25 protein-coding genes are annotated in these 24,207 nt (G+C 70.7%); 15 read left to right on the top strand and 10 right to left on the bottom strand.

The genetic code is table 11. From position 1 onward, the window contains the following. Positions 1-35: 35 nt before the first annotated feature. Positions 36-1,181 (top strand): acyl-CoA dehydrogenase family protein, encoded by a 1,146-nt coding sequence (locus BMZ83_RS05665; RefSeq protein ID WP_074876543.1) that lies wholly within the window; start codon positions 36-38, stop codon positions 1,179-1,181. 6 nt (positions 1,182-1,187) lie between these two features. On the opposite strand, the gene BMZ83_RS05660 is transcribed toward BMZ83_RS05665, so the two are convergent. Both BMZ83_RS05660 and BMZ83_RS05655 read right to left on the bottom strand, forming a co-directional pair. Next, complete coding sequence (locus BMZ83_RS05660) at positions 1,188-1,847, bottom strand: class I SAM-dependent methyltransferase (RefSeq protein WP_079990127.1); 660 nt, start codon at positions 1,845-1,847, stop codon at positions 1,188-1,190. Then, complete coding sequence (locus BMZ83_RS05655) at positions 1,844-2,614, bottom strand: hypothetical protein (RefSeq protein ID WP_074876539.1); 771 nt, start codon at positions 2,612-2,614, stop codon at positions 1,844-1,846. The genes BMZ83_RS05660 and BMZ83_RS05655 overlap by 4 nt, the downstream gene beginning before the upstream one ends. Before the next feature lie 91 nt (positions 2,615-2,705). Between BMZ83_RS05655 and BMZ83_RS05650 the strand changes: the two genes are divergently transcribed. After that, entirely contained in the window at positions 2,706-3,215 is a 510-nt protein-coding gene (locus BMZ83_RS05650) for an HAD family hydrolase (RefSeq protein WP_074876537.1), read from the top strand. On the opposite strand, the gene BMZ83_RS05645 is transcribed toward BMZ83_RS05650, so the two are convergent. Beyond that, on the bottom strand, positions 3,216-3,458 hold the full coding sequence (locus tag BMZ83_RS05645) for a DUF5822 domain-containing protein (protein ID WP_074876535.1): 243 nt from the start codon (positions 3,456-3,458) through the stop codon (positions 3,216-3,218). Next, a complete protein-coding gene (locus BMZ83_RS05640; protein ID WP_074876533.1) occupies positions 3,458-4,228 on the bottom strand; it encodes an alpha/beta fold hydrolase in 771 nt (256 codons plus the stop codon). The genes BMZ83_RS05645 and BMZ83_RS05640 overlap by 1 nt, the downstream gene beginning before the upstream one ends. 213 nt (positions 4,229-4,441) lie before the next feature. Between BMZ83_RS05640 and BMZ83_RS05635 the strand changes: the two genes are divergently transcribed. Together BMZ83_RS05635 and BMZ83_RS05630 are read left to right on the top strand one after the other, a co-directional pair. Then, positions 4,442-4,693, top strand: coding sequence for a DUF7127 family protein (locus tag BMZ83_RS05635; protein ID WP_074876531.1), 252 nt, complete (start codon positions 4,442-4,444; stop codon positions 4,691-4,693). Further along, positions 4,690-6,972 (top strand): CDC48 family AAA ATPase, encoded by a 2,283-nt coding sequence (locus tag BMZ83_RS05630; protein ID WP_074876530.1) that lies wholly within the window; start codon positions 4,690-4,692, stop codon positions 6,970-6,972. Before BMZ83_RS05635 ends, BMZ83_RS05630 begins: the two co-directional genes overlap by 4 nt. A gap of 51 nt (positions 6,973-7,023) precedes the next feature. Here the strand turns inward: BMZ83_RS05630 and BMZ83_RS05625 are convergent, their stop codons facing one another. Further along, a complete protein-coding gene (locus BMZ83_RS05625) occupies positions 7,024-7,989 on the bottom strand; it encodes an oxidoreductase (protein ID WP_074876528.1) in 966 nt (321 codons plus the stop codon). Between the two features lie 114 nt (positions 7,990-8,103). Between BMZ83_RS05625 and BMZ83_RS05620 the strand changes: the two genes are divergently transcribed. From BMZ83_RS05620 to BMZ83_RS05610, 3 genes are all read left to right on the top strand, one after another. Continuing rightward, the gene (locus BMZ83_RS05620) at positions 8,104-8,841 is read left to right on the top strand and encodes an ABC transporter ATP-binding protein (RefSeq protein ID WP_074876844.1); all 738 of its coding nucleotides are present in this window, start codon (positions 8,104-8,106) and stop codon (positions 8,839-8,841) included. Next, a complete protein-coding gene (locus BMZ83_RS05615) occupies positions 8,834-10,303 on the top strand; it encodes a hypothetical protein (protein WP_074876526.1) in 1,470 nt (489 codons plus the stop codon). The genes BMZ83_RS05620 and BMZ83_RS05615 overlap by 8 nt, the downstream gene beginning before the upstream one ends. Before the next feature lie 63 nt (positions 10,304-10,366). Then, positions 10,367-12,088, top strand: a complete 1,722-nt coding sequence (locus BMZ83_RS05610) for a glutamate--tRNA ligase (RefSeq protein ID WP_074876524.1) — start codon at positions 10,367-10,369, stop codon at positions 12,086-12,088. A gap of 42 nt (positions 12,089-12,130) precedes the next feature. On the opposite strand, the gene BMZ83_RS05605 is transcribed toward BMZ83_RS05610, so the two are convergent. Further along, on the bottom strand, positions 12,131-12,544 hold the full coding sequence (locus tag BMZ83_RS05605; RefSeq protein ID WP_074876522.1) for an EamA family transporter: 414 nt from the start codon (positions 12,542-12,544) through the stop codon (positions 12,131-12,133). Positions 12,545-12,649: 105 nt separating this feature from the next. Here BMZ83_RS05605 and BMZ83_RS05600 point away from each other — a divergent pair, with 105 nt between their 5' ends. Then, the gene (locus BMZ83_RS05600; RefSeq protein ID WP_074876520.1) at positions 12,650-13,966 is read left to right on the top strand and encodes an aminotransferase family protein; all 1,317 of its coding nucleotides are present in this window, start codon (positions 12,650-12,652) and stop codon (positions 13,964-13,966) included. A 176-nt stretch (positions 13,967-14,142) separates the two neighbouring features. Here the strand turns inward: BMZ83_RS05600 and BMZ83_RS05595 are convergent, their stop codons facing one another. Both BMZ83_RS05595 and BMZ83_RS05590 read right to left on the bottom strand, forming a co-directional pair. After that, positions 14,143-14,388, bottom strand: coding sequence for a DUF5816 domain-containing protein (locus BMZ83_RS05595; protein ID WP_206674321.1), 246 nt, complete (start codon positions 14,386-14,388; stop codon positions 14,143-14,145). Positions 14,389-14,437: 49 nt separating this feature from the next. After that, the gene (locus tag BMZ83_RS05590) at positions 14,438-15,109 is read right to left on the bottom strand and encodes an SDR family oxidoreductase (RefSeq protein WP_074876518.1); all 672 of its coding nucleotides are present in this window, start codon (positions 15,107-15,109) and stop codon (positions 14,438-14,440) included. A gap of 102 nt (positions 15,110-15,211) precedes the next feature. Between BMZ83_RS05590 and BMZ83_RS05585 the strand changes: the two genes are divergently transcribed. Genes BMZ83_RS05585 through BMZ83_RS05565 form a run of 5 tightly spaced genes read left to right on the top strand, consistent with a single transcriptional unit; the run spans position 15,212 to position 19,857 of the window. Next, positions 15,212-15,598 carry a hypothetical protein gene (locus BMZ83_RS05585; RefSeq protein WP_074876516.1) on the top strand — a complete coding sequence of 129 codons (387 nt, stop codon included), beginning with the start codon at positions 15,212-15,214 and terminating at the stop codon, positions 15,596-15,598. Positions 15,599-15,648: 50 nt separating this feature from the next. After that, positions 15,649-17,208, top strand: coding sequence for a phytoene desaturase family protein (locus BMZ83_RS05580; protein ID WP_074876515.1), 1,560 nt, complete (start codon positions 15,649-15,651; stop codon positions 17,206-17,208). Continuing rightward, positions 17,208-18,050 (top strand): prenyltransferase, encoded by an 843-nt coding sequence (locus BMZ83_RS05575; protein ID WP_074876514.1) that lies wholly within the window; start codon positions 17,208-17,210, stop codon positions 18,048-18,050. The genes BMZ83_RS05580 and BMZ83_RS05575 overlap by 1 nt, the downstream gene beginning before the upstream one ends. Further along, entirely contained in the window at positions 18,047-18,910 is an 864-nt protein-coding gene (gene cruF / locus BMZ83_RS05570; RefSeq protein WP_074876513.1) for a bisanhydrobacterioruberin hydratase, read from the top strand. Before BMZ83_RS05575 ends, cruF begins: the two co-directional genes overlap by 4 nt. 38 nt (positions 18,911-18,948) lie before the next feature. Next, complete coding sequence (locus BMZ83_RS05565; protein WP_074876512.1) at positions 18,949-19,857, top strand: HNH endonuclease; 909 nt, start codon at positions 18,949-18,951, stop codon at positions 19,855-19,857. 9 nt (positions 19,858-19,866) lie between these two features. Here the strand turns inward: BMZ83_RS05565 and BMZ83_RS05560 are convergent, their stop codons facing one another. Further along, positions 19,867-20,820, bottom strand: coding sequence for a phytoene/squalene synthase family protein (locus BMZ83_RS05560; protein ID WP_074876511.1), 954 nt, complete (start codon positions 20,818-20,820; stop codon positions 19,867-19,869). A 154-nt stretch (positions 20,821-20,974) separates the two neighbouring features. Further along, entirely contained in the window at positions 20,975-21,112 is a 138-nt protein-coding gene (locus BMZ83_RS16775; RefSeq protein WP_166623208.1) for an HVO_2523 family zinc finger protein, read from the bottom strand. Between the two features lie 95 nt (positions 21,113-21,207). On the opposite strand from BMZ83_RS16775, the gene BMZ83_RS05555 reads away from it, so the two are divergent. Both BMZ83_RS05555 and BMZ83_RS05550 read left to right on the top strand, forming a co-directional pair. Next, positions 21,208-22,713, top strand: a complete 1,506-nt coding sequence (locus BMZ83_RS05555; RefSeq protein ID WP_074876510.1) for a molybdopterin-dependent oxidoreductase — start codon at positions 21,208-21,210, stop codon at positions 22,711-22,713. Between the two features lie 86 nt (positions 22,714-22,799). After that, entirely contained in the window at positions 22,800-24,194 is a 1,395-nt protein-coding gene (locus BMZ83_RS05550; RefSeq protein WP_074876509.1) for a PAS domain-containing sensor histidine kinase, read from the top strand. The last annotated feature ends 13 nt before the right edge of the window (positions 24,195-24,207 follow it).

Raw genomic sequence — 24,207 nt, 5'->3', positions numbered from 1 at the left:
GACCGCTTTTGCGCCGCCCGGCCCACGAGGGACGTATGCACCTGCAGAGCGACTCCGCGCTGACCGACGAGCAGCGCGCCATCCGGGACGCCGTCGAGGAGTTCGCCCTCGAGGAGCTCCGGCCCGAGGCCCAGGAACTCGACGACGCGGAGGCGTTCCCCGAGGACGCGTGGGACGACCTCGCCGAGTTGGACCTGACCGGCCTGACCGTCCCGACGGAGTGCGGCGGCTTCGACGCCGACAAGACCACCTACTCGGTCGTGAACGAGGCCGTCGCGTACGGCCACCTCGCGGTGGCGACCGCGCTCTCCGTCCACTGCCTCGCGACCTCCTGCATCGCCGAGTTCGGCAGCGACGAGGTGAAGGAGGAGTGGCTGCCGGAGATGGTCGACGGGCGCCCCGTCGGCGCGTTCTGTCTCTCCGAACCCGGCGCCGGCTCCAACCCCGCGGAGATGACGACCCGCGCCGAGGAGACCGAGGACGGCTACCGCATCACCGGGGAGAAGCAGTGGATCACCAACGGCCAGCGCGCCGGGGTGTACATCGTCTTCGCGAAGACGGACCCCGAGGACCGCGGCTCCATCACCCAGTTCCTCGTTCCCGCGGACTACGACGGCGTGGAGGTCGGGAAGAAGGAGCACAAACTCGGCCTGCGCGCCAGCGACACGACGGGGATGACGTTCGACGGCGTCGAGATCCCCGAGAAGTACCGCCTCACCCCGGAGGGCGAGGGGCTCTCCGCGGCGTTCAAGATCCTCACCGGCGGCCGACTCGGCATCGCCTCGCAGGCCGTCGGCGTCGCGCAGGCGGCGCTGGACGAGGCGATCGCCTACGCCGGCGAGCGCGAACAGTTCGGCAAGTCCATCGGCGACATCGGCTCGATCCGACAGAAGGTCGCCGACATGGCCACGCAGGTGGCGGCCTCCCGCCTGCTCTGTCGGGAGGCCGCCCGGCAGGCCGACGCCGGCGAGGACTCCCGCGTGATCGCGTCGATGGCGAAGTACTTCGCCAGCGAGGCGGCGGTGGACGTGACCAACGAGGCGGTCCAGATCCACGGCGGCTACGGCTACATGAGCGAGTTCGACGTGGAGCGGTTCTACCGCGACGCGAAGATCACGACCATCTACGAGGGGACCAGCGAGATCCAGAAGACGATCATCGCGCGGGACCTGTTGGACTGAAACCGCCTACGCCTCGCGGCGACCGGCGCTCACCGTTACCGTCCCGAACAGGTACGTCTCGCTCTCGACGGCGTCCATCGAGCCGTCGAGCGCGCGGCGCGACGCCGCCGTTCGCTCGGCCAGTTGGTCGAGGGCGTTCGCTCCCTCGGCATCGAACAGTTCGGTGTTCACCTGCGTGAACCCCCACAGCGCCGCGTTCGCCGCCCGGTTCCCCCGCGGCGCGAAGCCGGCGACGACGACGCTGTCGGCGATCTCGCACCACTCGCTCACCACCGCGTACGGATCCGGGAACAGCGAGGTGACGAAGGTGGCGAGCACGGCGTCGGCCGCGGCGACGGGGGGCGTCGTCGCGTCGCCCTGTACGAGCGAGACGTTCTCCCAGCCGCGGCGCGAGACGAGCGCCTGCGCGCGGTCCAGCATTCGGCCCGTCACGTCGACGCCGACGACGCGACCCGTCGGTCCGACCGCCTCGCGGAGCGCCGCGAGGTTCGGGCCGGGGCCGCAGCCGAACTCGACGACCGTGTCGCCGGGCGCGAGGTCGAGCGCGTCGACACAGCCGGGCCGGACGCCGCCGACGCCCCTCGTCGCCCGCGCGAACCAGTCGTAGAGCCGCGCCCAGCGGCGGTAGCCGTCCCGGATCCGGCGGCGGTGGGCGGTGTCGCTCATCCGCCCGCGTCGCGTACCGCCGCCGGCGGCGTCTTCGGCCACCACTGCTCGGGACTCCCCCGCGCGACCGTCGAGTAGCACTGCTCGGACCCCGAGCAGCCCCGCGGCCGCCGGTAGTCGATACCCCGATCCGCGAGATACGTCACGTAGCCGTCGTCGACGCGGTCCAGTTTCTCGTGGCAGACCCAGCGCTTCCCGCAGCGCCCGGCGCCGACGTTGCGGTACGGGCAGGTGAACGTCGTGCACTCGCGGTCCCCCTCGACGGCGGTGTCGTCGATGCGGACGCCGACGGAGCGGTAGGCCAGCCGGAGCCGCCGGACGACCGAAGCAGGCGACGAGGCGCCGAGGAACAGCACGTGAGCCACCACGTAGCCGAAATCGTGCAGCGCGCGCTCGAATAGTGTGAGTTCGTCGGGGTCGTCCGCGAGAAGCGCCCGCAGGTCGGCGTACCACTCCGCGACCGCGGCGACCTCGTCCAGCGTGTCGGCGGCCGCGGCGAGTTCGGCCCGGCGGTCGGGCAGCGGCGCCGCGCCGTCGGTCAGCCGGTACGACGGGACCGCCTCGACGTGTTCGAGCACCCGTTCCCGGAGCACGTCGCCGTCGGCGTACGACCCGGCGAGTCGCCGGAGTTCGGGGTGCCACTCGTCGGCCATCCTGCCGTAGGCGCCGTCGAGCAGGTCGTCGGCCGCGGCGAACCGGTCGCTCTCGGGCGGCGTCGGGAACCGATCGACGACGCGCCGCAGCGTCTCGGGGGATGGCCCCGCCATACGCGGGGATACGGCGGACCCCCTCTTGAAACTGCCTGCGAGCCTGACAGTTCGACCGGGTGCTTTTCTCCGTCGACCGCGTCGTTCGACCATGCACCAGCCCGTCGTCTACGACCTCGACGGCACGCTCGTCTCCCTCCCGGTCGACTGGGGCGCCGCACGCGACGACCTCGCCGCCGACCTCCGCAGCGTCGGCCTCGATCCGGGCGGGCGGGACCTCTGGGAGCTGCTCGAACTCGCGGAACGGGCCGACCATCGCGACCGCTTCGAGGCCGTCGTCGGCGACCACGAGCGCGAGGCCGCCCGCGAGGCGCCCGAGCTGGCGCTGGCCGACGAACTCCGCGCCCACGACGGCCCGATCGGCGTCTGCTCGCTCAACAGCGAGGCGGCCTGCCGGATCGCGCTCGACCGGCACGGCCTCGAGGCCGACGCGGTCGTCGGTCGGGACACGGTCGGGAGCTACAAGCCCGACCCCGAACCGCTGCGCTCGGCGCTCTCGGCGATGGGTGTCGAGGGCGAGAACGCGGTGTTCGTCGGCGACTCCGAGCGCGACCGGGTGACCGCCGAGCGGGCCGGCGTGCGGTTCCGGTGGGTCGAGTAGCTACTCGTCGTCCTGGTCCCGCCAGCGCGCGTAGAGATAGACACAGAGCCCCGTCAGCACCCACACTGGCGCGCCGACCCGGATCGCGAACGACGCGCGGGCGGGCCAGCTCGGCAGCGTCACCTGCGTCGACAGCAGCGCCACCAGCGGCGCGCCGACGACGATCGTGAGCACGAACGTCACCTGCATCACCCAGCCGAAGTCGACGCCGTCGGGGTCGGTGGTGGCGACGTGTTCGGGCATCAGAACCGGTCGAGGAACGACTCCACGGCGTCGTTGAACGCCCCGGGCTGTTCCAGCATCGCTAGGTGGGCGGCGTCGTCGACGGTCACCACCTCGCTATCGGGGATCGACCCCGCCAGCGCCTCGTGGTAGTGTGGCGGCGTGAGCTTGTCGTGCTCGCCCACCACCGCGAGCATCGGGACGTCGATCTCGTCCAATCGCTCCCGAACGTCGAACTCGTGGCAGGTCCGGAAGTCCCGCGCCGTGGTCTCCCGGCCCGTGTCACGCATCGCGGCCTCACTGATCCCCACCAACTCTTCGTTCGGGTCGTGGAACAGCCGATCCGGCCCGTGGAGGAACTCGATCGCGCGGTCGAAGTCCGAATCGAGCCAGACCAGCAGGTCGTCCAGTACGGGCAGCCGGGCGCCGGCGCCCGTGAGCACGAGGCCGTCGATCGCCAGATCCCGGTCCAGCGCGACGGTCAGCGCGACGGCGGCGCCGAGTGAGTTGCCACAGAGCACGCGGGCGCCCGTCTCCTCGGCGACGGCGACCGCGTCGTCGGCGTAGCCCGAGAGCGCCTCGTAGCCGGCCTGTGCCGCCAGTGACCCGCTCTCGCCGTGGTCGCTCAGGTCCATCGCCGTCACCGGCGTCCGATCGGCCAGCCGCGACTGGGACTTCCAGACCCCCGCCGCCCCGCCGCTGCCGTGGATACAGAGCAGCCCCGGCCCCGCCTCGGTCCGCGCCGAGCGGCGGTACGCGGTTCCCCGACCGTGGTGCGAAACCCGCTTCATACCTAGTCGTCTCCCGCGCCCAGCATAAAGCCGCGGGACATGGGGACCCGGCACGCGGACGGACAGTCGACGCCCGATCAGGAAACGTGGGGCCGGGAGCGACGCAATAACGGCCTGAACCGCTACCCCATCCGTAATCACGAGGGACGCTTCAGTCGGGCGGTTTGCTGCCGACAGGTCTAAATACTCTCGCCGATTACTTGGAGTTAGCTAATGACCACTCACCAACGCAGTATCAGTGACGAGCAGTTCGGTCGCGTCTACGAGTACGACGACAGCCTCGTGGTCGCGTTCGATCTCGCCGACGCGGAGGGGGAGGTCGCCGTCGACACCGTCGGCGAGACCGCCATCGTCGTCGTCGAAGGGGCCGACGGCACGTCCACGGAGACCGAGTTCGAACTTCCGGGCGAGGCCCGGGAGAGCACCGTGAACAACGGCGTGCTGACCGTGGAGGTGGAGGCATGAAGCTCACCGTCAAGCCGCTGAAGCAGAAGGACGCCGGGCGCCGCCTCGCCGCGGTCGACCGCGTCGCCGCCGACGAGATGGACCTCTCCGGCGGGGACTTCATCCGCATCGAGGGCAACCAGGGCGCCGCGATCGCCCGCGTCTGGCCCGGCTACCCCGAGGACGACGGCACCGGCGTCGTGCGGATCGACGGCCGGCTCCGACAGGAAGCGAGCGTCGGCATCGACGACCGCGTCGAGGTCGAACCCGCGGACGTGAACCCCGCCGAGAGCGTCACCGTCGCCCTCCCCCAGAACATGGGGATCCGCGGCGACATCGGCAGCCTCGTGCGCAAGGAGCTCTCGGGACAGCCCGTCACCACCGGGCAGGACGTCCAGCTCCCCCTCGGGTTCGGCCTGATGGGCGGCCAGGGGCAGGCGGTGCCCCTGAAGATCGCCGAGACCGAGCCCAGCGGGACGGTCGTGATCACCGACTCGACCGACGTCGAGATCAGCCAACAGCCCGCCGAGCAGATCCGCGAGGACCGCAGCGCCGCGGCCGGAGCCGGCAGCCCCGGCTCCGCCGAGGGCCCCGACGTGACCTACGAGGACATCGGCGGCCTCGACGACGAGCTCGAACAGGTCCGGGAGATGATCGAGCTCCCGATGCGCCACCCCGAGCTGTTCGGCCGCCTGGGCATCGAACCGCCCAAGGGCGTCCTGCTGCACGGCCCGCCCGGCACCGGGAAGACGCTGATCGCCAAGGCCGTGGCCAACGAGATCGACGCCTCGTTCCACACCATCTCGGGCCCCGAGATCATGTCGAAGTACTACGGCGAGTCCGAGGAGCAGCTCCGCGAGGTGTTCGAGGAGGCCCAGGAGGAGAGCCCGGCGATCATCTTCATGGACGAACTCGACTCCATCGCCCCCGCGCGTGACGAGGCGGGCGGCGACGTGGAGCGCCGCGTCGTGGCCCAGCTGCTCAGCCTGATGGACGGGCTGGAGGAGCGCGGCGAGGTCGTGGTCATCGGCGCCACCAACCGCGTCGACGCCATCGACTCCGCGCTGCGCCGTGGCGGCCGCTTCGACCGCGAGATCGAGGTCGGCGTCCCGGACACGAACGGCCGCAAGGAGATCCTGCAGGTCCACACGCGCAACATGCCGCTGACCGACGACGTGGACATCGAGGAGCTCGCGGAGAACACCCACGGGTTCGTCGGCGCGGATCTCGAGTCGCTGGCCAAGGAGTCGGCGATGATCGCGCTCCGGCGCTTCCGCCCCGAACTCGACCTCGAGGAGGACGAGATCGACGCCGAGACGCTCGAACGCCTCGACGTGACGGAGAAGGACTTCCGCGAGGCGCTGCGGGGCATCGAGCCCAGCGCGCTCCGGGAGGTGTTCGTCGAGGTCCCCGACGTGACCTGGGAGGACGTCGGCGGCCTCGAAGGCACGAAGGAGCGCCTGCGCGAGACGATCCAGTGGCCGCTCGACTACCCCGAGGTGTTCGAGCAGATGGACGTCGACAGCGCGAAGGGCGTGCTGCTGTACGGTCCGCCGGGCACCGGGAAGACGCTGCTCGCGAAGGCCGTCGCCAACGAGGCCGAGAGCAACTTCATCTCGGTGAAGGGGCCGGAGCTGCTGGACAAGTACGTGGGCGAGTCCGAGAAGGGCGTCCGCGAGATCTTCAGCAAGGCCCGCGAGAACGCGCCGACGGTGGTGTTCTTCGACGAGATCGACGCCATCGCGACCGAGCGCGGCAAGAACTCCGGCGACTCCGGCGTGGGCGAGCGCGTCGTCTCCCAGCTCCTCACCGAGCTCGACGGGCTCGAGGAGCTGGAGGACGTGGTCGTCGTCGCCACCACGAACCGCCCGGACCTGATCGACAGCGCGCTGATCCGACCCGGCCGGCTGGACCGCCACGTCCACGTGCCCGTGCCCGACGAGGACGCGCGCCGCGCGATCCTCGACGTGCACACGAAGCACAAGCCGCTGGCCGACGACGTCGACCTCGACGAGATCGCGGCCGAGACCGACGGCTACGTCGGCGCCGACCTCGAGGCGCTGGCCCGCGAGGCGTCGATGAACGCCACCCGGGAGTTCATCAACAGCGTCGATCCCGAGGAGGCCGCCGAGAGCGTGGGCAACGTCCGCGTGACGATGGCCCACTTCGAGGACGCCCTCGACGAGGTGGTCCCCTCGGTGACCGAGGAGACCAAGGAGCAGTACCGGGAGATCGAAGAGCGGTTCCAGAAGGCCGAGGTCGAGACCGAGGAGGAGCCCCCGGCGCCGACGTTCCAGTAACGTCGTTCGCGGGCAGCGTTTTCGCGGTTTTTCGAAGTCGACGGCGAGGAGCTACGCGTCCGGCAGGTCGTACTCGACGCCAGTGAGGTCCGCCGAGACGGCCCACAGTCGATCGGCGGTCTCCTCGTCGGACGACGCCGCGCTCGACTCCTGAACCGCCGGCGCGCCACGCATGTTCAGTAGGCCACCTGGGCCGACGTACTCGCCGCCGGAGATCCCGTCTTCGACCGCAGCGTACAGCATCGGGAGCGCACCCTGCGTCGCCGACTGTCCCAACACGGCGTTGGTGGCCTTCATCGCCAGCAGTCGCAGGGTCGATCCCGCCTCCTCGGGCCCGCGAGTCTGGAGGTTCGTGTCGGCGTAGCCGGGGTGGCAGCCGACGCTGGTGACGGTCGCACCTGCCGCGTCGAGCCGGCGGTCCAGTTCGTAGGCGAACAGCAGGTTCGCCAGCTTGCTCTGGGCGTAGGCGCCCCACTTGTCGTAGGCCGCCTCGTGCTGGAGGTCGGCGAAGTCGATCGTTCCTTGCTCGTGGACGCCGCTGCTCTGGGTAACCACGCGGGTCTCGCCGTCGGTCGCCCGGAGGTCGTCGAGCAGGTGGCCCGTGAGCGCGAAGTGGCCCAAGTGGTTGATGCCGAACTGGCGCTCGAACCCGTCGGCGGTCTCGCCGCGGGGGACCGCCATCACGCCGGCGTTGTTGCAGAGGACGTGCAGGTCGTCGAAGTTCGCCGCGAAGGTCTCGGCGAAGCTCGCGACCGAATCCAGATCCGCGAGGTCGAGTTCCATCACGGTCAGCGAGCCCGCGTCGGGCGCCGACGCCCAGGCGGGGCCGTCGGCGAGGGTCGCCCGGATCTCCTCGGCCGCCGCCCGGCCCCGGTCGAGGCTTCGACAGGCCAGCACCACGTCGGCGCCGTGGCCCGCGAACGCCGCGGTTGCCTCGTAGCCGAGCCCGCTGTTCGCGCCGGTGACGACGACGGTCCGGCCGCGCTGTGCGGGCATCGACGAACGGTCACAGCTCATGGCTGAACGATCGGTCAGGATCCGGGTAACGGTTGGGGTGGCGGCCCGCCGCCGATTTTCAGCATCGATACCGACGGCGCACGAACTATGGGTTCGCCGGCTGACTGGGCGTTCATGACCGCGATCCGGACCGACGACCTGCGCAAGTCCTACGGCGACGTGGCTGCGCTCGCGGGGCTCTCGCTCTCGATCGACTCGGGCGAACTGTACGGGCTGCTCGGCCCCAACGGCGCCGGCAAGACGACCGCCATGGAGGTGTTGACCGGCCAGATCGTCGCCGACTCGGGGTCGGCAACAGTACTCGGCGTCGACCCCGAGATCGACCCCCTGGGCGTCCGCGAGCGCGTCGGGATCCTCCCCGAGAAGGAGTCGCCGCCCAGCTTCTCGACGCCGCGGGAGTACTTCCAGTTCGTCGGCGCCGTCCGGGGGATGGCCGACGACGCGGTGGACGCGCGAACCGAGACGTGGGCCGACCGCCTCTCCTTCACCGAGAAGCTCGACACGCTCTCGACGGATCTCTCGCGGGGCCAGCAGCAGAAGACGATGATCGCCGGCGCGTTCCTCCACGAGCCCGAGGTGGTGTTCATCGACGAACCGCTCGCCAACCTCGATCCGATCGTCCAGGAGCGCGTCAAGCGATTCCTGCGGCGCTACCGCGAGGCAGGCAACACCGTCGTCGTCTCCACCCACAACGTCGAGGTCGCCGCCGAACTCTGCTCGCGGGTGGGGATCGTCAACGCCGGCGAACTGGTCGCGGAGGTCGAGCCCGCGGAACTGGGCGCCGACGAGACGCTGCTCGACGCCTTCGTCGAGAACGTCGACGCCGGGGAGGAGTGGGAGCGCGATGAGTGAGACGGAGCCGCCCGCCGGCGACGCCGCTGACACCCCCACACAGTGGGAGCGCGACGAGGTGGTGTTCCGCGAGATGCTGCGCGAGGAGTGGCGCCTCCACAGCGAACTGCTCGGCGGCGGCCGCTTCGGCGCGTTCCCGCTGCTGATCGTCGCGCTGGTCGCCGGCACGGTCTGGCTACTGGACTTTTCGGGCACCGATCCCGGTGCCGTCGTCGCCGGCCTCCACGCCCTGGCGTTCGTCTTCGGCCTCCACACCGGCTCGATCGGCTTCGTCGGCCGCGACGCGGTGGCGAACGTGCTGGGCGAGACGACGCTGATCGTCTTCTCCGCTCGAACGCTGCCGCTCTCGCAGGGCCGTCTGCTGGGGATCTTCGTCCTCAAGGACGTGTGCTACTACGCCGCGCTGTTCCTGCTCCCGATGGCGGTCGGCGTCGCGCCCGCGGCGCTTTCCGGCGCCGGGATCGGCCTCGCGGCGATCCCGCTGCTCTGGGCCACGCTGACCGCGACGTTCGTACTCGGCATCGGCCTCACCATCGCCGGCGTGGGACTCTCGGCGACGGGCGCCCCTAGCCGCCTGCTGGTGGTCGCCCTCGCTGGCGGCGTCGGTGCCGCGTGGTACGCCGGCGTGCCGGTGCTCGCCTACACGCCCTACGGCCTCTACCTGAACCCCGGGGTCACGAGCGCCGGCGCCGCCGCCGTGCTGATCCTCGGCTCCTACGCTGTCGGCGCGGCGACGTTCGACCCACAGGTCCAGTCCGCGGACCGCTCCGTCGGCCCGGACTTCCGCCGCTGGCTCGCCCGCGTCGACGACCCCGTGGCCACGAAGACCCTGCTCGACGTCCACCGCAGTTCCGGCGGCTTCGGGAAGGTGCTGTTCTCCGCCGCGGTGCTGCTCGGCGTCACCGCGGGGCTCGTCGACCTCGCGGCGGACATCACCGGCGTCGCGCCCTCGGTCGGGATCTCCTTCGGCGCGGTGCTGGGGCTGACTGGGTTCACGACGTACAACTGGCTCACCACGAACGACGACGTGGGGAGCTACCTCGCCCAGCCCCTCGACGCCGCGTCCGTGTTCCACGGGAAGCTCCGGGCGTTCCTGCTGCTCGGGCCCGCGGTGGGGCTAGCGTTCTACGCCGTCGGCGTCCTCTGGCGTGGGACGCCGCCGGGCGAGGCCGTCGTCGGCGCCGTCGTGCTCGTCGGCGTCGCCTGCTACGTGTTCGGGCTGACGATCTACCTCGCCGGCATGTCGCCCAACGAGTTCCTGTTCGACACCGGGCTGTACGCCGCCTTCGGCGCCGCGATTGCGGTGCCGCTGGTGCCGATTCTGGTGGTCGCGTTCGCGTTCGCGCCGGTGTCGGCCGGACTGTTGGCGGCGCTCGGTGCAGGTGGGGTGGTGTTGGGGGGTGTCGGGATGGGCCTCTATCGGCGCTCCCTCGGGAAGTGGGACGCGCATCACCGGGAGTAGAGAGAAATCCCCGCTCCCGCGTTTCACACCCCTTTTTGCGACGCCGGGCAGTACGATCCGGTAATGGACGAGGATCTCCGCGAGCGGGTCGAACGGGAGGCCGAGAAGCACGCCCTGTTCAACGCGCTCGAACACGGCAGCGACGCCGAGGTCGGCCCGATAATGGGGCCGCTCATGGGCGAGAACCCCGACTTCCGCCAGCACGGCGACGAGATCGCGGGCGTCGTCGCCCCGGTCGTCTCGCGAGTCAACGGGATGGACGCCGAGGAGCAGGAGGCACGCCTGCAGGAACTCGACGCCGACCTCTACGAGGAACTGATGGCCGAGGAGGAGGAGGACGACCAGCTCCTCCCGGACCTCCCGAACGCCGAGGAGTACGACGAGATCCGGATGCGCGCGGCGCCGAACCCCAACGGCCCGTGGCACCTGGGCCACGCCCGGATGCCGGCGGTGATGGGCACCTACACCGAGGAGGTGTACGACGGCCACTTCATCGTGCGGTTCGACGACACCGACCCCGAGACCAAGCGGCCGGACCTCGACGCCTACGACGCCATCCTCGACGACATCGACTACCTCGGGTTCACGCCCGACGAGGTGCTGAAAGCCTCCGACCGCGTCGAGACGTACTACGAGCACGCCCGGAACCTCATCGACGAGGGCGGCGCCTACACCTGCTCCTGCTCGGGCGAGACGTTCTCGAACCTCAAGAACGAAGCCGAGGCCTGCCCGCACCGGGACAAGGACGTCGAGACGGTCCACGGGGAGTTCGACGACATGGTCGCCGGCGAGTACAGTTCCGGCGAGATGGTCCTCCGAGTCAAGACCGACATCGAGCACAAGAACCCCGCGCTGCGTGACTGGGTCGCGTTCCGGATGGTCGACACGCCACACCCGCGCGAGGAGGCCGAACAGTACCGCTGCTGGCCGATGCTCGACTTCCAGTCCGGCATCGACGACCACCTCACCGGCGTCACGCACATCATCCGCGGGATCGACCTGCAGGACTCCGCGAAGCGCCAGCGGTTCGTCTACGACTACTTCGGCTGGGAGTACCCCGAAGTCCTGCACTGGGGCCACGTCCAGATCGACGCCTACGACGTGAAGATGAGCACGTCGACCATCATCGGGAAGATCGAGAACGGCGAGCTCTCGGGCTGGGACGACCCCCGCGCGCCGACGATCGCCTCCGTGCGCCGCCGCGGGATTCGGGGCCAAGCGCTCGTCGACGCGATGCTCGAACTCGGGCTCTCGACCTCCGACGTGGACCTGGCGATGTCGGCGGTGTACGCGAACAACCGCGAGATCGTCGACGACGACGCCGACCGACGGTTCTTCGTCCGCGACGGCGTCGAACTCCCGGTCGCTGGCGGCCCCGACGTGGCAAACCCGCCGCTGCACCCCGACCACGAGGACCGCGGCGACCGCGACATCCCGGTCGGCGACGCCGTGCTCGTCGAGGAGCAGGACCTGCCCGCGGAGGGCGGGAAGGTCTGGCTCAAGGGGTTCGGCCCCGTGAAGCGCACCGCCGACGGCCTCGAGTACACCGACGACGACCTCGCGGTCGTGAAAAGCGGCGACGTGGACGTGATCCACTGGGTGCCGGCCGCCGAGAGCGTTCCCGTGCGCCTGCGGACGATGAACGGCGACGAGACCGGCCACGCGGAGCCGGGCTACGCCGACTACGGCGCCGACGAGATGCTGCAGTTCGAGCGCGTCGGCTTCGTGCGGGTCGACGAGCAGGTCGCCGACGGGGAGTCGGTGGCGTACTACGCCCACCCGTAGTCGGCATCGACGGCCGGGTCGACCGACTGCACCGAGCCCGCGTCAGGACGCGATGAGGACGACGGCCACGATCGCCAGCCCGATGCCGGCGACGTTCGCCGTGCTGAGGTCGGCCTCGAAGTAGAGGACGCCGACGACCACGGGGACGACGAAGTACAGTGCGGCGATCGCCGACACGATCGCGACGCTCCCCCGCTCGAGCGCGGCGTAGAAGCTGATGCTCCCGATCGCGAGAAAGGCCCCCGACAGCAACGCGAACGCCACGTCCGTCCCGGTGCCGCTGATCGGCCGGCGTACCGAGAGCACGTAGCCGCCGACGAGCGTCAGGCTCGCCACGTACGAGAGGAAGACGGCGTTCACGGCCGACAGCGACCGGGTCGCGACGCCCGCAGCCACCGCCCAGCCGCCGAACAACACCAGCGCACCGAACGCGAGCACGGTCCCGAGGTTGAGCACGTCGATGGAAGCCGAACGGGACGGAGAAACGCTTCGTTCTCGACTGACGGGAGGTCGGAGTGGCCCGAGAGACAGAGTTAACCACGGGTTCTCCCTTGTGGCGGTATGGCACGGACGGACCGGTCACGGAACATCCCGCACTGGTACGCAGGCGACGACGACGCCGACGTGCTCTCGCTCACGTCGGGCGAGGGGGCACGCGTCACCGACGACGCCGGGGACGAGTACCTGGACTTCATGGCACAGCTCTACTGCGTCAACGCCGGTCACTCCTGTGCGCCGATCGTCGACGCGATGACCCAGCAGGCCCGCGAGATCCCCTACGTCTCCTCCTCGAAAACCACCCCGGCCCGCGACGAGCTCGCGGCGCGGCTGGCCGACCGCGCGCCGGGCAGCCTGAACGACGTGTTCTTCTCCATCTCCGGCAGCGAGGCCAACGAGTCGGCGATCCAGATCGCCCGCGAGTACCAGGACGCGTCGACGGTGTTGACGCGCTGGCGCTCCTACCACGGCTCGACGTACGCCGCCGGCGGGCTCTCGGGTGATCCAGAGACCCGATCGGTGGTCGAGCGCCACGCCGCCACCACCGGCGTCGGGAAGTTCCTGCCGCCGATGGTCCACAACTCCCCCTTCGACGGCGACACGCCCGATGAGATCGGTCAGCAGGCCGCCGACCACCTGGAGTTCGTGATCAAAAACGAGGGGCCCGACTCCGTCGCGGCCGTGCTCACCGAACCCGTCGCCGGCACCTCCGGCGCCTACCCGGCGCCGCCGGGCTACTTCGAGCGAGTGCGGGAGATCTGCGACGAGTACGACGTGCTCCTGATCGCCGACGAGGTGATCTCGGGGTTCGGCCGGTGTGGCGACTGGTTCGGGATCGGGACCGAGGGCGTCGAGCCGGACATGATCACCTTCGCGAAGGGCGTCACGAGCGCGTACGCGCCGCTTGCGGGGGTGCTCGCCGACGAGGAGATCGCCGCCGAGATCCGCGCGGACGGCCACCCGCTGGGGCAGACGTTCGCCGGCCACCCCGTGGCCTGCGCCGCGGGCAACGCCGCGATGGACGCCTACGCCGACGGCCTGATCGAGAACTGTCGGGAGCTGGCGCCGTACCTGGAGCAACGGCTCCGCGAGCTCGAAGCGCGCTACGGGGCGGTGGCCGACGTGCACGGCCGCGGCCTCCTCTGGTCGGTCGAGTTCGGCGACCCGGAAACCGGCGAGCCGTTCGTCGATCCGCGGGTCGAGCGCGACGCCGACAACCCCGTCGAGGACGTGCGCGAGGTCGCGACAGACCACGGCGTGCTGTTCGGCTCCGGCCGGCCGGACACGCAGGTGCTCTGCTCGCCGCCGCTGTGTATCGACCGCGCCGATATCGATGAGGCCGTCGACGCGCTGGCGACGGGGATCGAGGCGACGTTCTGAGCGCGGCGGCGCGCGGGGCAAGCCGTACGCCGTCGGTTACTCGTGAAACTCTCGGCAGAGTCTCCGAACCCGTGACACGGAGGTCACCGCGGTCGTTCGCCGAGATTATTCGTGCGAACCGCGGCGAAGTCTCCGTGCCGACGACACGAGGTCGTCGGCTGGTCGTGCGCCGCGGTTCACTCGTGCGCCGCGTCCCACTCGTCCGGCTTCTTCGCGTTCCCGCAGACGTTGCACTCGATCCGGCCCATCGGGTCCACCGCGTTGTCGGTCGTCTCGCAGTTCCCACAGAAGTAGCCCCAGCGCTCCTCGCCCGCCTCGGAGACGTAGGCGACGAAGAAGATCCCCTTCGACCCCTTCTCGCCGTCGGTGGAGTCGACGTACACGGTCTCGCCCTCCGCCGTCCGGATGGCCTCCAGTTGCATGGCCGATCCAAGGCGGTGGGGGGTGAAGAACGTACGGCTCCCCGGGTCGCTACCGCGTCGCCCGCTTCCACTCGGCGAGGCCGAGGCGCTCCCCGTCCAGGTCGTCCGCCGGCGTTTCCGTCGCCGCCCAGCGGAACAGCCCGACCACGTCCTCGGGGTCGCGGCCCCGTCCGCCCGTGAGGTCGCTGTCGACGACGCCGGGGTCGACGACGCCGACGGGGTGGTCGATCTCGACGGCGAACTGCCGGGCGACCGCCTCCGCCGCGGCCTTCGAGACCGCGTAGCCGCCGTAGCCCGGCTCGGCGTCCGCAGCGACCGACCCCGAGGGGACGAGCACCCGCGCGTCGGCGGCGAGGTGGGGGAGTGCCTCCTTGATCGCGACGAAGACGCCGCGGGCGTTGGTCCGGAACTGGTCGTCGAAGGCGGCGTAGCTCTCCTCGGCCAACTGCTGCTCGCCGGGAGCGCCGTGGAACACCGCCGCACAGGGGACCACGAGGTCGATTTCGTCCCCGACTTTCGCCGCGCGCTCCATCAGGAACTCCACGTCGAACTCGTCGCGAGCGTCGACGCGCATGGTCTCGACGCCGTCGGACTCGTCGAAGCGCCCCTCGTCGTGGTGGACGCCCGCGAGCACTGTCGCCCCGTCGGCGGCGAACGCCTCGACCAGCGCGCCGCCGATCGCCCCGCCGGCGCCGGTGACGACGACTGTGGTGTTCTCCATACGGACAGGTGGGCCGACGGCGACTTAGCGGTGTCCGTTGCGGCGGGTGAAGCACGACCTACCAGAACGATTAAGTGAACGGTGACGTACCCTGGAGCGTACATGTCACGCACCCTTCGCGTGTCCGGCTACGTCGCATTGACGATCCAGATGATCTGGGGGATCATCCAGTCGTACATGATCTCGCCGATGGGGCCGGGACTCCCGGCGGTCTCTGTCGGCGGCCACGCCCACTTCGGGATCCTGTCGATCCTCGCCGTCGTGACCGGGTTCGCCATCGAGCGGACGGCGCTCTCCGGAACCCGCCGACAGGTCGCCGTCTGGGGGTTCATCGCCGGCCAGTGGCTGCTGCCCGCGACGGTGCTGATGGAGGCCGTCTTCCCGCCGGCGCTGCTCACGGCGTACCTCTGGGGCCTGTTGCTGACGATCTCGATGGCGCTGCTGGCGTGGGGAACGGCCACCGCCGACGAGTCGGTCGCGACCCCCTGACGCTCTGCCAGCGTCGCCCGTTTTAAGCCCCACGCCCCCCTGTTCAGCGCATGGACGTTTCCCCGGACCTCGCTTCCCTCGCCGGCCGCGATATCGTCGTCATCGGCGGCGGCGTCGGCGGGCTCTCGACGGCCTGCTACCTCGCCGACGCGGGCGCCGACGTGACCCTGCTCGAACGCAACGAGCAGTTGGGCGGCCGCGCGAGCGTGATGGAGCGCGACGGGTTCCGGTTCGACATGGGCCCGTCGTGGTACCTGATGCCCGACGTGTTCGAGCGGTTCTTCGGCCACTTCGACCGCGACGTGCGCGACTACTACGAACTGAACCGGCTCGACCCCCACTACCGGATCCAGTGGAAGGACGGCGACTCGATGGATCTCGCGCCCGACATCGAGACGAACGTCGAGCGCTTCGAGGCGTACGAGGAGGGTGCCGGCGACGCGCTCCGGGACTACCTCGACGAGTCCGAGTACACCTACGAGGTCGGGATGGAGCACTTCGTCTACGAGGACCGGCCCCGACTCAGGGACTACCTCGACCCCGACGTGGGGAAGCAGGCCCGCGGGCTCGCCCTCCTCGGGTCGATGCAGGACCACGTCGAGGAGTACTTCGACCACCCGAAGCTCCAGCAGGTGATGCAGTACACCCTCGTCTTCCTCGGGGGGTCGCCCCACAACACGCCGGCGCTGTACAACCTCATGAGCCACGTCGACTTCGAGTTGGGCGTCTACTACCCCGAGGGCGGCCTCGCGGCCGTCATCGACGGCCTCGTCGACCTCGGGGAGGAACTCGGCGTGGAGTACCGTGCCGGCGCCGACGTCCAGCAGATCCACGGCCAGCGCGGCGGCTTCAAGGTCGACTACGACGCCGCCGACCCCGCCGACTTCGCCCCGAGCGATCGCCACGAGGACTGGCGCGTCGGTTCGGGCGGCTACGAACTCGCCGATCTCGTCGTCAGCGACGCCGACTACGCCCACACCGAGCAGGAGCTCCTCCCCGAGCGCAAACGGCAGTACGGCGAGGAGTACTGGGACTCGCGCACCTACGCCCCCTCGGCGTTCCTCCTCTACATGGGCGTCGAGGGCGACCTGCCGGAACTGGCCCACCACACGCTCGTCCTGCCGACCGAGTGGGACCAGCACTTCGAGACGATCTTCGACGAGCCGGCCTGGCCCGACGACCCGGCGTACTACCTCTGTGCCCCCTCGAAGACCGACGACTCCGTCGCCCCCGAGGGCCACTCGAACCTCTTCGCGCTCGTCCCGATCGCCCCCGGCCTCGACGACGACGAGGAGACCCGCGAGGCGTACAGAGAGACCGTGCTCGACGACATCGCCGACAACACCGGCACCGACCTGCGGGACCGCATCGTCGTCGAGGAGACGTTCTCGGTCTCGGAGTTCGGCGCGCGGTACAACAGCGTGCAGGGCTCGGCACTCGGCCTCGCACACACCCTGAAACAGACCGCGCTGCTCCGGCCCTCCCACGCCTCCAGCGAGGTGCCGGGGCTGTACTTCACCGGCTCCTACACCACCCCCGGGATCGGCGTCCCGATGTGCCTGATCAGCGGCCAACTGACCGCCGAGTCGGTCGCCGACCGCGAAGCCTGATGCTGCGCTACCTGCTGACGCTCTCGCGCCCGCGGTTCTGGCTCTACACCGCCGGGCCCGTCCTCGTCGGCGTCGCCTACGCCGCCGACTCGGTCGGCGCCCTGCTCGCCCCCCTCTCAGCCGTCCTCTTCCTCTACTTCCTGCTCCCGGCGAACGTCTACCTCTACGGGGTCAACGACCGGTTCGACCGCGAGATCGACGCCGAGAACCCGAAGAAATCGGGCGAGGGAAGCCCGGAGGCGCGCTGGCGCGACTCGCCGGCGGTCACGGCCGTCGTCGCCGCCGCGGGGCTGCTCGGGCTGGCGCTGTTCCCGCTCACGCCGCGGGTCGCGTGGCCCTACCTCGCCGGCTTCCTCGCGCTCGCGACCGCCTACAGCGCGCCGCCGCTGCGGTTCAAGGCCCGCCCGCTGCTGGACTCGCTCTCGAACGGGCTCTACCTCCTCCCGGGCGCGGCCGCCTACGCCGCGATCGCGGGGACGCACCCGCCCGCGGAAGCGCTCGTGGGCGGCTGGCTCTGGACGATGGGGATGCACACCTACTCCGCGATCCCGGACATCGAGCCCGACCGCGCGGCCGGAATCGAGACCACGGCGACCCTGCTGGGCGAGACGCGGACCTACCTCTACTGCGGGGGCTGCTGGACGCTCGCCGCGGTCGCCTTCGGCCTGCTCGACCCCCGGCTCGGCGCGCTGCTCGCGGTCTACCCCCTGCTCCTGCTCGCGACCGTCGGCGCCGGCGTCGACGTGGATCGCGCGTACTGGTGGTTCCCGGTCGTCAACGGCGTCGTGGGGATGGTGATGACCGTCGGCGGCCTGCTCCGCCTCGTGGGGGTGCCCGCGTGAGCGTCGCCGCGTGGCTGCCCGACGACCCCGCGGATCGCCGGTCGTGGGAAGCGGCCCTGGAGCGACTCATCCGCGAGAACCGCTTCACCATCGCGGTCGTGTTCCCCGCGGTCGGCGCGCTCTCGCTGGTCGCCAGCGCGGAGGGCTGGCTCCCCGAGCCGCTGGCGTTCAACCCGCTGCTCGTGCTGACCGGCGTGCTGGTGATGCGCTCGCCGCTCGTCGTCGGCGTCCTCCCCGTGGTCGACCGCCGGGCGGCGCTGGGCGTCGCCGCGCTGGCGGCGTACTCCTACGCCATCGAGATCGGCGGCGTCACTACGGGCTGGCCCTACGGCTTCTTCGAGTACGGGGTCTCGCTCGGGCCGATGCTCGGCGGCGTCCCGCTGGCGCTCCCCGTGTTCTTCCTCCCCATCGTCGCGAACGCCTACCTGCTCTGTCTGCTCCTGCTCGGCACCCTCGCCGACCGCGCGCTGCCGCGCCTGCTCTCGGTCATCGCGCTCGTGCTGGCGATGGACGTGGTGCTCGATCCCGGCGCCGTCGCGCTGGGGTTCTGGTCCTACGCGGGCGGCGGCGCGTTCTACGGCGTCCCGCTGTCGAACTACGCGGGCTGGGTGCTCTCGGCGACAGTCGCGGTAGTGGTCCTCGACGCCACGTTCGACCGGGCCGCGCTGGGTGCGCGGCTGGAGGCCTGCGAGTTCGCGCTCGACGACATGGTGAGCTTCGTCCTGCTCTGGGGCGGCGTCAACGCCATCTACGGCAACTGGCTCCCCGCCGTCGTCGCCGCCGGCATCGGCGTCGGCCTGCTCCGGACCGACCGGTTCGACGCGGGGATGCTGCCGTGGGTGGCGGACACCCGTCGGTAGCTTGAACAGTCGGCCCGCCGAGGCTGGAGCCACCGTCGATGGAGCATCCCCACCCCGAGATCGCCCGCGGCGAGCGCTACGAACAGGCCGACATCGAGGCGCTGTTCGACACCGGCTTCGGCTACCGGGTCTCGGGCATCAACGTCCGGAACGACGACGAGGGCGACCGCTACGTTCTGCTGTTCGCCCGCGAGGACGGACCGTACGACGACGACGTCTCCGACGGGACGTTCACCTACGTCGGCGAGGGGCTGCCCGACAAGGGCGACCAGTCGCCCGACTCGCTGGGGAACGCGGCGCTGATCGGGGCCGAGCGCGAGCCCGTTCCGATCTACTTCTTCTACACGGCCGGCGACGACCCGGGCTGGGAGTACCGCGGACAGGTCACCGTCGAGGGCCACGAGATGGTCGCCGACCCGGACGGCGAGCGCGAGGTGTTGGAGTTCGAGATGCGCCACGTCGACGGTTCCGAAACCGGGACGGGCGTCGACGCCCCCGAACCGCCGCCGCCACCGTTCGAAACCGACGACACCGCGGGTCGGACCGTCACCCGGACCCGGGCCGGGGTGCGCGTCTCGGAGTCGTTCAAGCAGTCGGTGTACGATCGCTTCGACGGGCGCTGTGCGGTCACCGAGATCGACCACCGGAGCCTGCTCACGGTCTCGCACGTCCTCCCGCGGAGCGAGCGCCCCGACGTCGCCGAGGACCCCGGCAACGCGCTCCTGCTGAACTGGACCCACCACTTCGCGTTCGACGCCGCGCTCTGGACGTTCGACGAGGCCGGGCGACTCTGGGTGAACCCCGAGTACGATCCCGACGACCGCTGGATGCGGGAGAGCCTCCGGGCGCGCCACGGCGAGCGCCTCGATCGACTCCGGGAAGCGGGCGTCGCCGACGAGTACCTCGCGAGCAGAAACGAGTCGCTGGACTGGTGGCCGCCGAACTGAGAAGCCGGCTCAGGGAACCGGCAGCCGCCCGGTCGCCCGTTGGAGCCGGTGGTCGGTCTCGTCGCTCGGGACCGCGCTGACGGAGCGGAACACGGCGAGTGGGTCGGGGTTGCGCCACCACGCCAGCCGGGCCCGGGCGGCGAGCCAGAGCTTCCGCGGCGTCGACAGCGAGGGCGTCGCCGACACCACGTCGTAGTCGCGATCGCGGATCAGTCGGTGGTGGTCGGCGTAGAGGATCGCCGCCAGCAGCACCGGGAACTGGCAGTCCTTCGGGAGTAGCTCGATGCCGGCGACGCCGTCCCGGTAGAGCGCCTCCGCCCGGGTGAGCTCGGCCCGTACCGCGTCGGCGACGTTCTCGTCGAACTCCAGGCGGGCGATCTGCTCGTGGCTGGCGCCGTGGGCCTCAAGCGTCTCCGCGGGGAGGTAGATCCGGTCGCGCTCGATCACGTCCTCGCGCACGTCGCGGACGAAGTTGGTCAGCTGGAACGCCTCGCCCAGCGCCGTCGCCGCGGGGAGCGCCGCCTCGGCGCGGTCCGGCGCCATCACGGCGGTCATCATCCGCCCGACGGCGGCCGCGGAGCCGTCCATGTACTCGCGGAGCTCCCCGTATGTCTCGTAGCGTGCCTTCTCCACGTCGGTCGCCATCGCGTCGACGAACGTGTTCACGTCCGACTCGGGGATGTCGTGGCGCTCGCGGATCTCCGCGAACGCTGCGAGCACGGGGTCGTCGGTCGGTTCCTGGCCCAGCGCCGCGCGCCGGAACGACTCCAGGCGCTCGGTCCGCTCCTCGGGGTCGAGGTCGTTGTCGCCGTCGACGACCTCGTCGGCGACGCGGAAGAAGGCGTACAGCACGTACGTCGGGTGACGCACGCGCTCCGGAAGGAAGCGCGTCGCGACGTAGAACGTCTTGCCAGTCTCGCGGTGGATCCGTTTACTTCGGGCGAGCTGTCGTTGTTCGACCATGGAGATGCGGTGACCCTCGCCGGCCGCGGCCCGCGCCGTCGACGCCGAGCGAAAAGTCAGTGCCGTACCGGCAGTTGGACCCGGAGTGCCTTAACTGTGCGGTGCGGTGACATCGATTGAACCGATCTCGCGGTCGGTAGAACCCGTCGCGCGGTCAGTAGAACGTGTCCGCACAGTCGAAGACGACGCCGTGCTGGGGGCAGACGTACTCGCAGTGGCGGTGGACCATCGTCTCGCCGCAGTGGGGACAGGGTCGCCCCGGCGCCGTGACCTCCTGCTCCGGATCGCTCACACCCGGCAGTCGAGCCCCCGGCGAGAAAGCAGTTACGGGGGACCGAACGTGCCACTGGGGGAACGCTTTCCCTCGCGGAGCCCCACTTCGACCGTATGAACCGCCCGAGCAGCGCGCAGTTGGTCGAAGCCGGGGTCGGCGTCCTCGCCGGGGTCGCCGCCGTCGCCGGCTCCCTGCTGGCCGCCGGCGACAGCCCGGCGTTCGTCGGCGCCGGCGCGGCCGCGCTCGTCCGCGACGCGGCCCCCGCGTTCGTCGCCGTCAACGTCAGATCGCTCGGGGAGCTGGCCCAGCCGCTGCTCGTGGCCACGACCGGCGTCCTGCTGCTCGGCGCCTACGCGGCGCTGACAGGGCTCGCGGGGCGATACGTCGAGGGCACGCGCAATCGAGCGCTCGCGACGCTCGGGCTCGTCGGCGGGCTCACGCTGGTGCTCTCCGGCAGCCTCCTCGGCGCGCTGGGCGCCGGCATCGCGGGCGCGCTCGCCGTCGCCGCCGCGAACGCCACGCTGGACCTGGGCCGGCCGACCGGCCGCGAGACGCCGCCGGGGCGCCGTCGCCTGCTCCAGGCCGGCGGCGCGGCCGTCGCCGCGCTGGCGGCGAGTGCGATCCGCCTCCGCGAGCCGGCGTCGACGGAGGGCACGGCCCGCGAACCGCCGGACCCCGGCGCCGCCGAGCTGCTGTCGGCCGCCGACGAACGCTCGCTCTCGCTGCCCGACGCCGATCCGCTCGTCTCGGACGGGTTCTACACCGTCGACATCGCCTCGGTCGACCCGAAACTCGGGCCGGGCGACTGGGACCTCACCGTCACCGGCGAGGTGCCCGAAGAGCGGACGTTCACGCTCTCGGAGCTTCAGGAGTTCGACGCCGAGCGCCGCTTCGTCACGCTGCGCTGTGTGAGCGACCCGCTGAACGGGACGAAGATCGACACCGCGCTCTGGGACGGCGTCCCCGTCTCGACGGTGCTCGACGAGGCGGGCGCCCCCGAGAGCTGCTGTGTCACGCTCCACGGCGCCGACGACTACTTCGTCTCGTTCCCCCGCGAGGCGCTGGACGGCGGCCTGCTGGCGTGGGGGATGAACGGCCGGCCGCTCCCGCGGGGCCACGGCGCGCCGCTGCGCACGCTCGTCCCCGGCCACTGGGGCGAGACCAACGCCAAGTGGCTCACCGACATCGAGATCCGGACCGAGCCCGAGGACGGCTACTGGGAGCAGCGGGGCTGGGAGGGCACCGGCGAGGTGAAAACCGTCGCCAAACTCCACAGCACCACCGTCGAGGGCAGCACGGTCCGGGTCGGCGGGCACGCCTACGCCGGGACCGACGGGATCAGCGCCGTCGAGGTGTCGACCGACGGCGGCGACAGCTGGACCGAGGCGACGCTGTCGGAGCCGCTGCCGGGCGCGGTGCCGCTCGACGCCGAGGAGCCCGAACCGGACGGCGAGGCCGCCGACGCGTGGCGGATGTGGGAACACGAGTACGAGGCGAGCAGCGACCACGAGGTGGTGGTCCGAGCCATCGACGGCAACGGGGATCGACAGAGCGAGGCGCAGGCCGGCACTCGCCCCTCGGGAGCGACCGGGTGGGTCCGGAAGTCGATCGAGCCGTAACGCCCGGGAATATCGCGGGGGAACGACAGGTTCGAAAAACTCGTCGTTGCGTGAGAGTTATCCCCACACGGGTTAATTTAGGGACGATGAAGCAGTCCGAATCACTCGGACTCCTCCTGGATCACACCCAGGACAAGATCGCCCTCCTCGACGCCGACGGGACGTTCACGTACGCCAACCAGGCGGCTGAGCGGATCCTCGGCTTCGAGCCGTGTGAGCTGATCGGCGAGAACGCCTTCGAGTACATCCACCCCGCGGACGTCGACGAGGCCCGTGCGGCGTTCGACCGCGCGATCGAGCGCGACACGCTCGTCGAGGAGACCGTCGAGTACCGCCACCGGACCAGCGACGGGGGCTGGGTCTGGCTGGAGAGCCGGATGTACAACCTCGTCGACGACCGACTCGACGGCTACGTCGTCAGCTCCCGCGACGTGACCGACCGTGTGGAGGCCGAGCGCGAACGGATGGAGACCGCCACGCGCCTGGAGGAGATCGCCACGGTCTCCCCGGACGTGCTCTGGATGGTCGACGCCGAGTGGTCCGAGGTGCTGTTCGTCAACGCCGCCTTCGAGACGGTGTACGGGATGGATACCGAGACGTACCGGGCCGACCCCAGCACGTTCCTCGACACGGTCCACCCGGACGACCGCGACGATGTTCGGGACGCGATGGCCCGCCTCTCGGCCGGCGAGTCGGTGGAGATCGAGTACCGCGTCAACCCCGAGGAGGCGTACGAACGGTGGGTCTGGGTGCAGGGGGAGCCGATCGTTCGGGACGGCGAGGTGGTCCGGATCACGGGGTTCACCAGGGACGTGACCGAACGGCGCCGCCGCGAGCGCCAGCTGGTCGTGATGGACAACCTCCTCAGACACAACCTCCGGAACGATCTCAACGTCATCCTCGGTCAGGCCGACCTCATCGACGGCGAGCAGTCGGGGCCGTCCGAACACACCGAGACCATCCGTCGGGTCGGGAAGCAGCTCCTCGAGACCGCGGAGAAGGAACGCGAGGTGATCGACCTGATCACCGGCCAGCAGACCAGTGAACCGATCGACCTCCGCCGCGTCGTCGAGGAGAGCGTCGAGTGCGTCCGCGACCGGCACGCCGAGTGCGTGATCGAGGTCGAGTCGCTCGAACCGACCGTCGTCGTCAGCCGCCCCGAGTTGGAACTGGCGGTGACGGAACTGCTGGAGAACGCGATCCGGCACAGCGACGACGACCAGCCACGGGTGACGGTCACGCTGCGCCACGCGGGCGGGAACGCCGAACTCGTCGTCGAGGACGACCACACGCCGATCCCGTCGTACGAGTCCGACGTGCTCACGGGCGACCACGACATGACGAGCGTCTACCACAGCAGCGGCCTGGGGTTCTGGCTCGTCTACTGGGCCGTGGAGCTGTCGAACGGCACCGTCTCGGTCGAGGCCGGCGAGGAACGCGGGAACCGGATCACGGTCTCGCTGCCGCGGGCCGAGGAGTAGTACCGCGAGAAGG

Source organism: Halolamina pelagica (assembly GCF_900115675.1).
Classification (GTDB): Archaea; Halobacteriota; Halobacteria; order Halobacteriales; family Haloferacaceae; genus Halolamina; species Halolamina pelagica.
The sequence above is the reverse complement of the archived record's forward strand: the minus strand, read 5'-3'. Positions and strand labels throughout refer to the sequence as shown.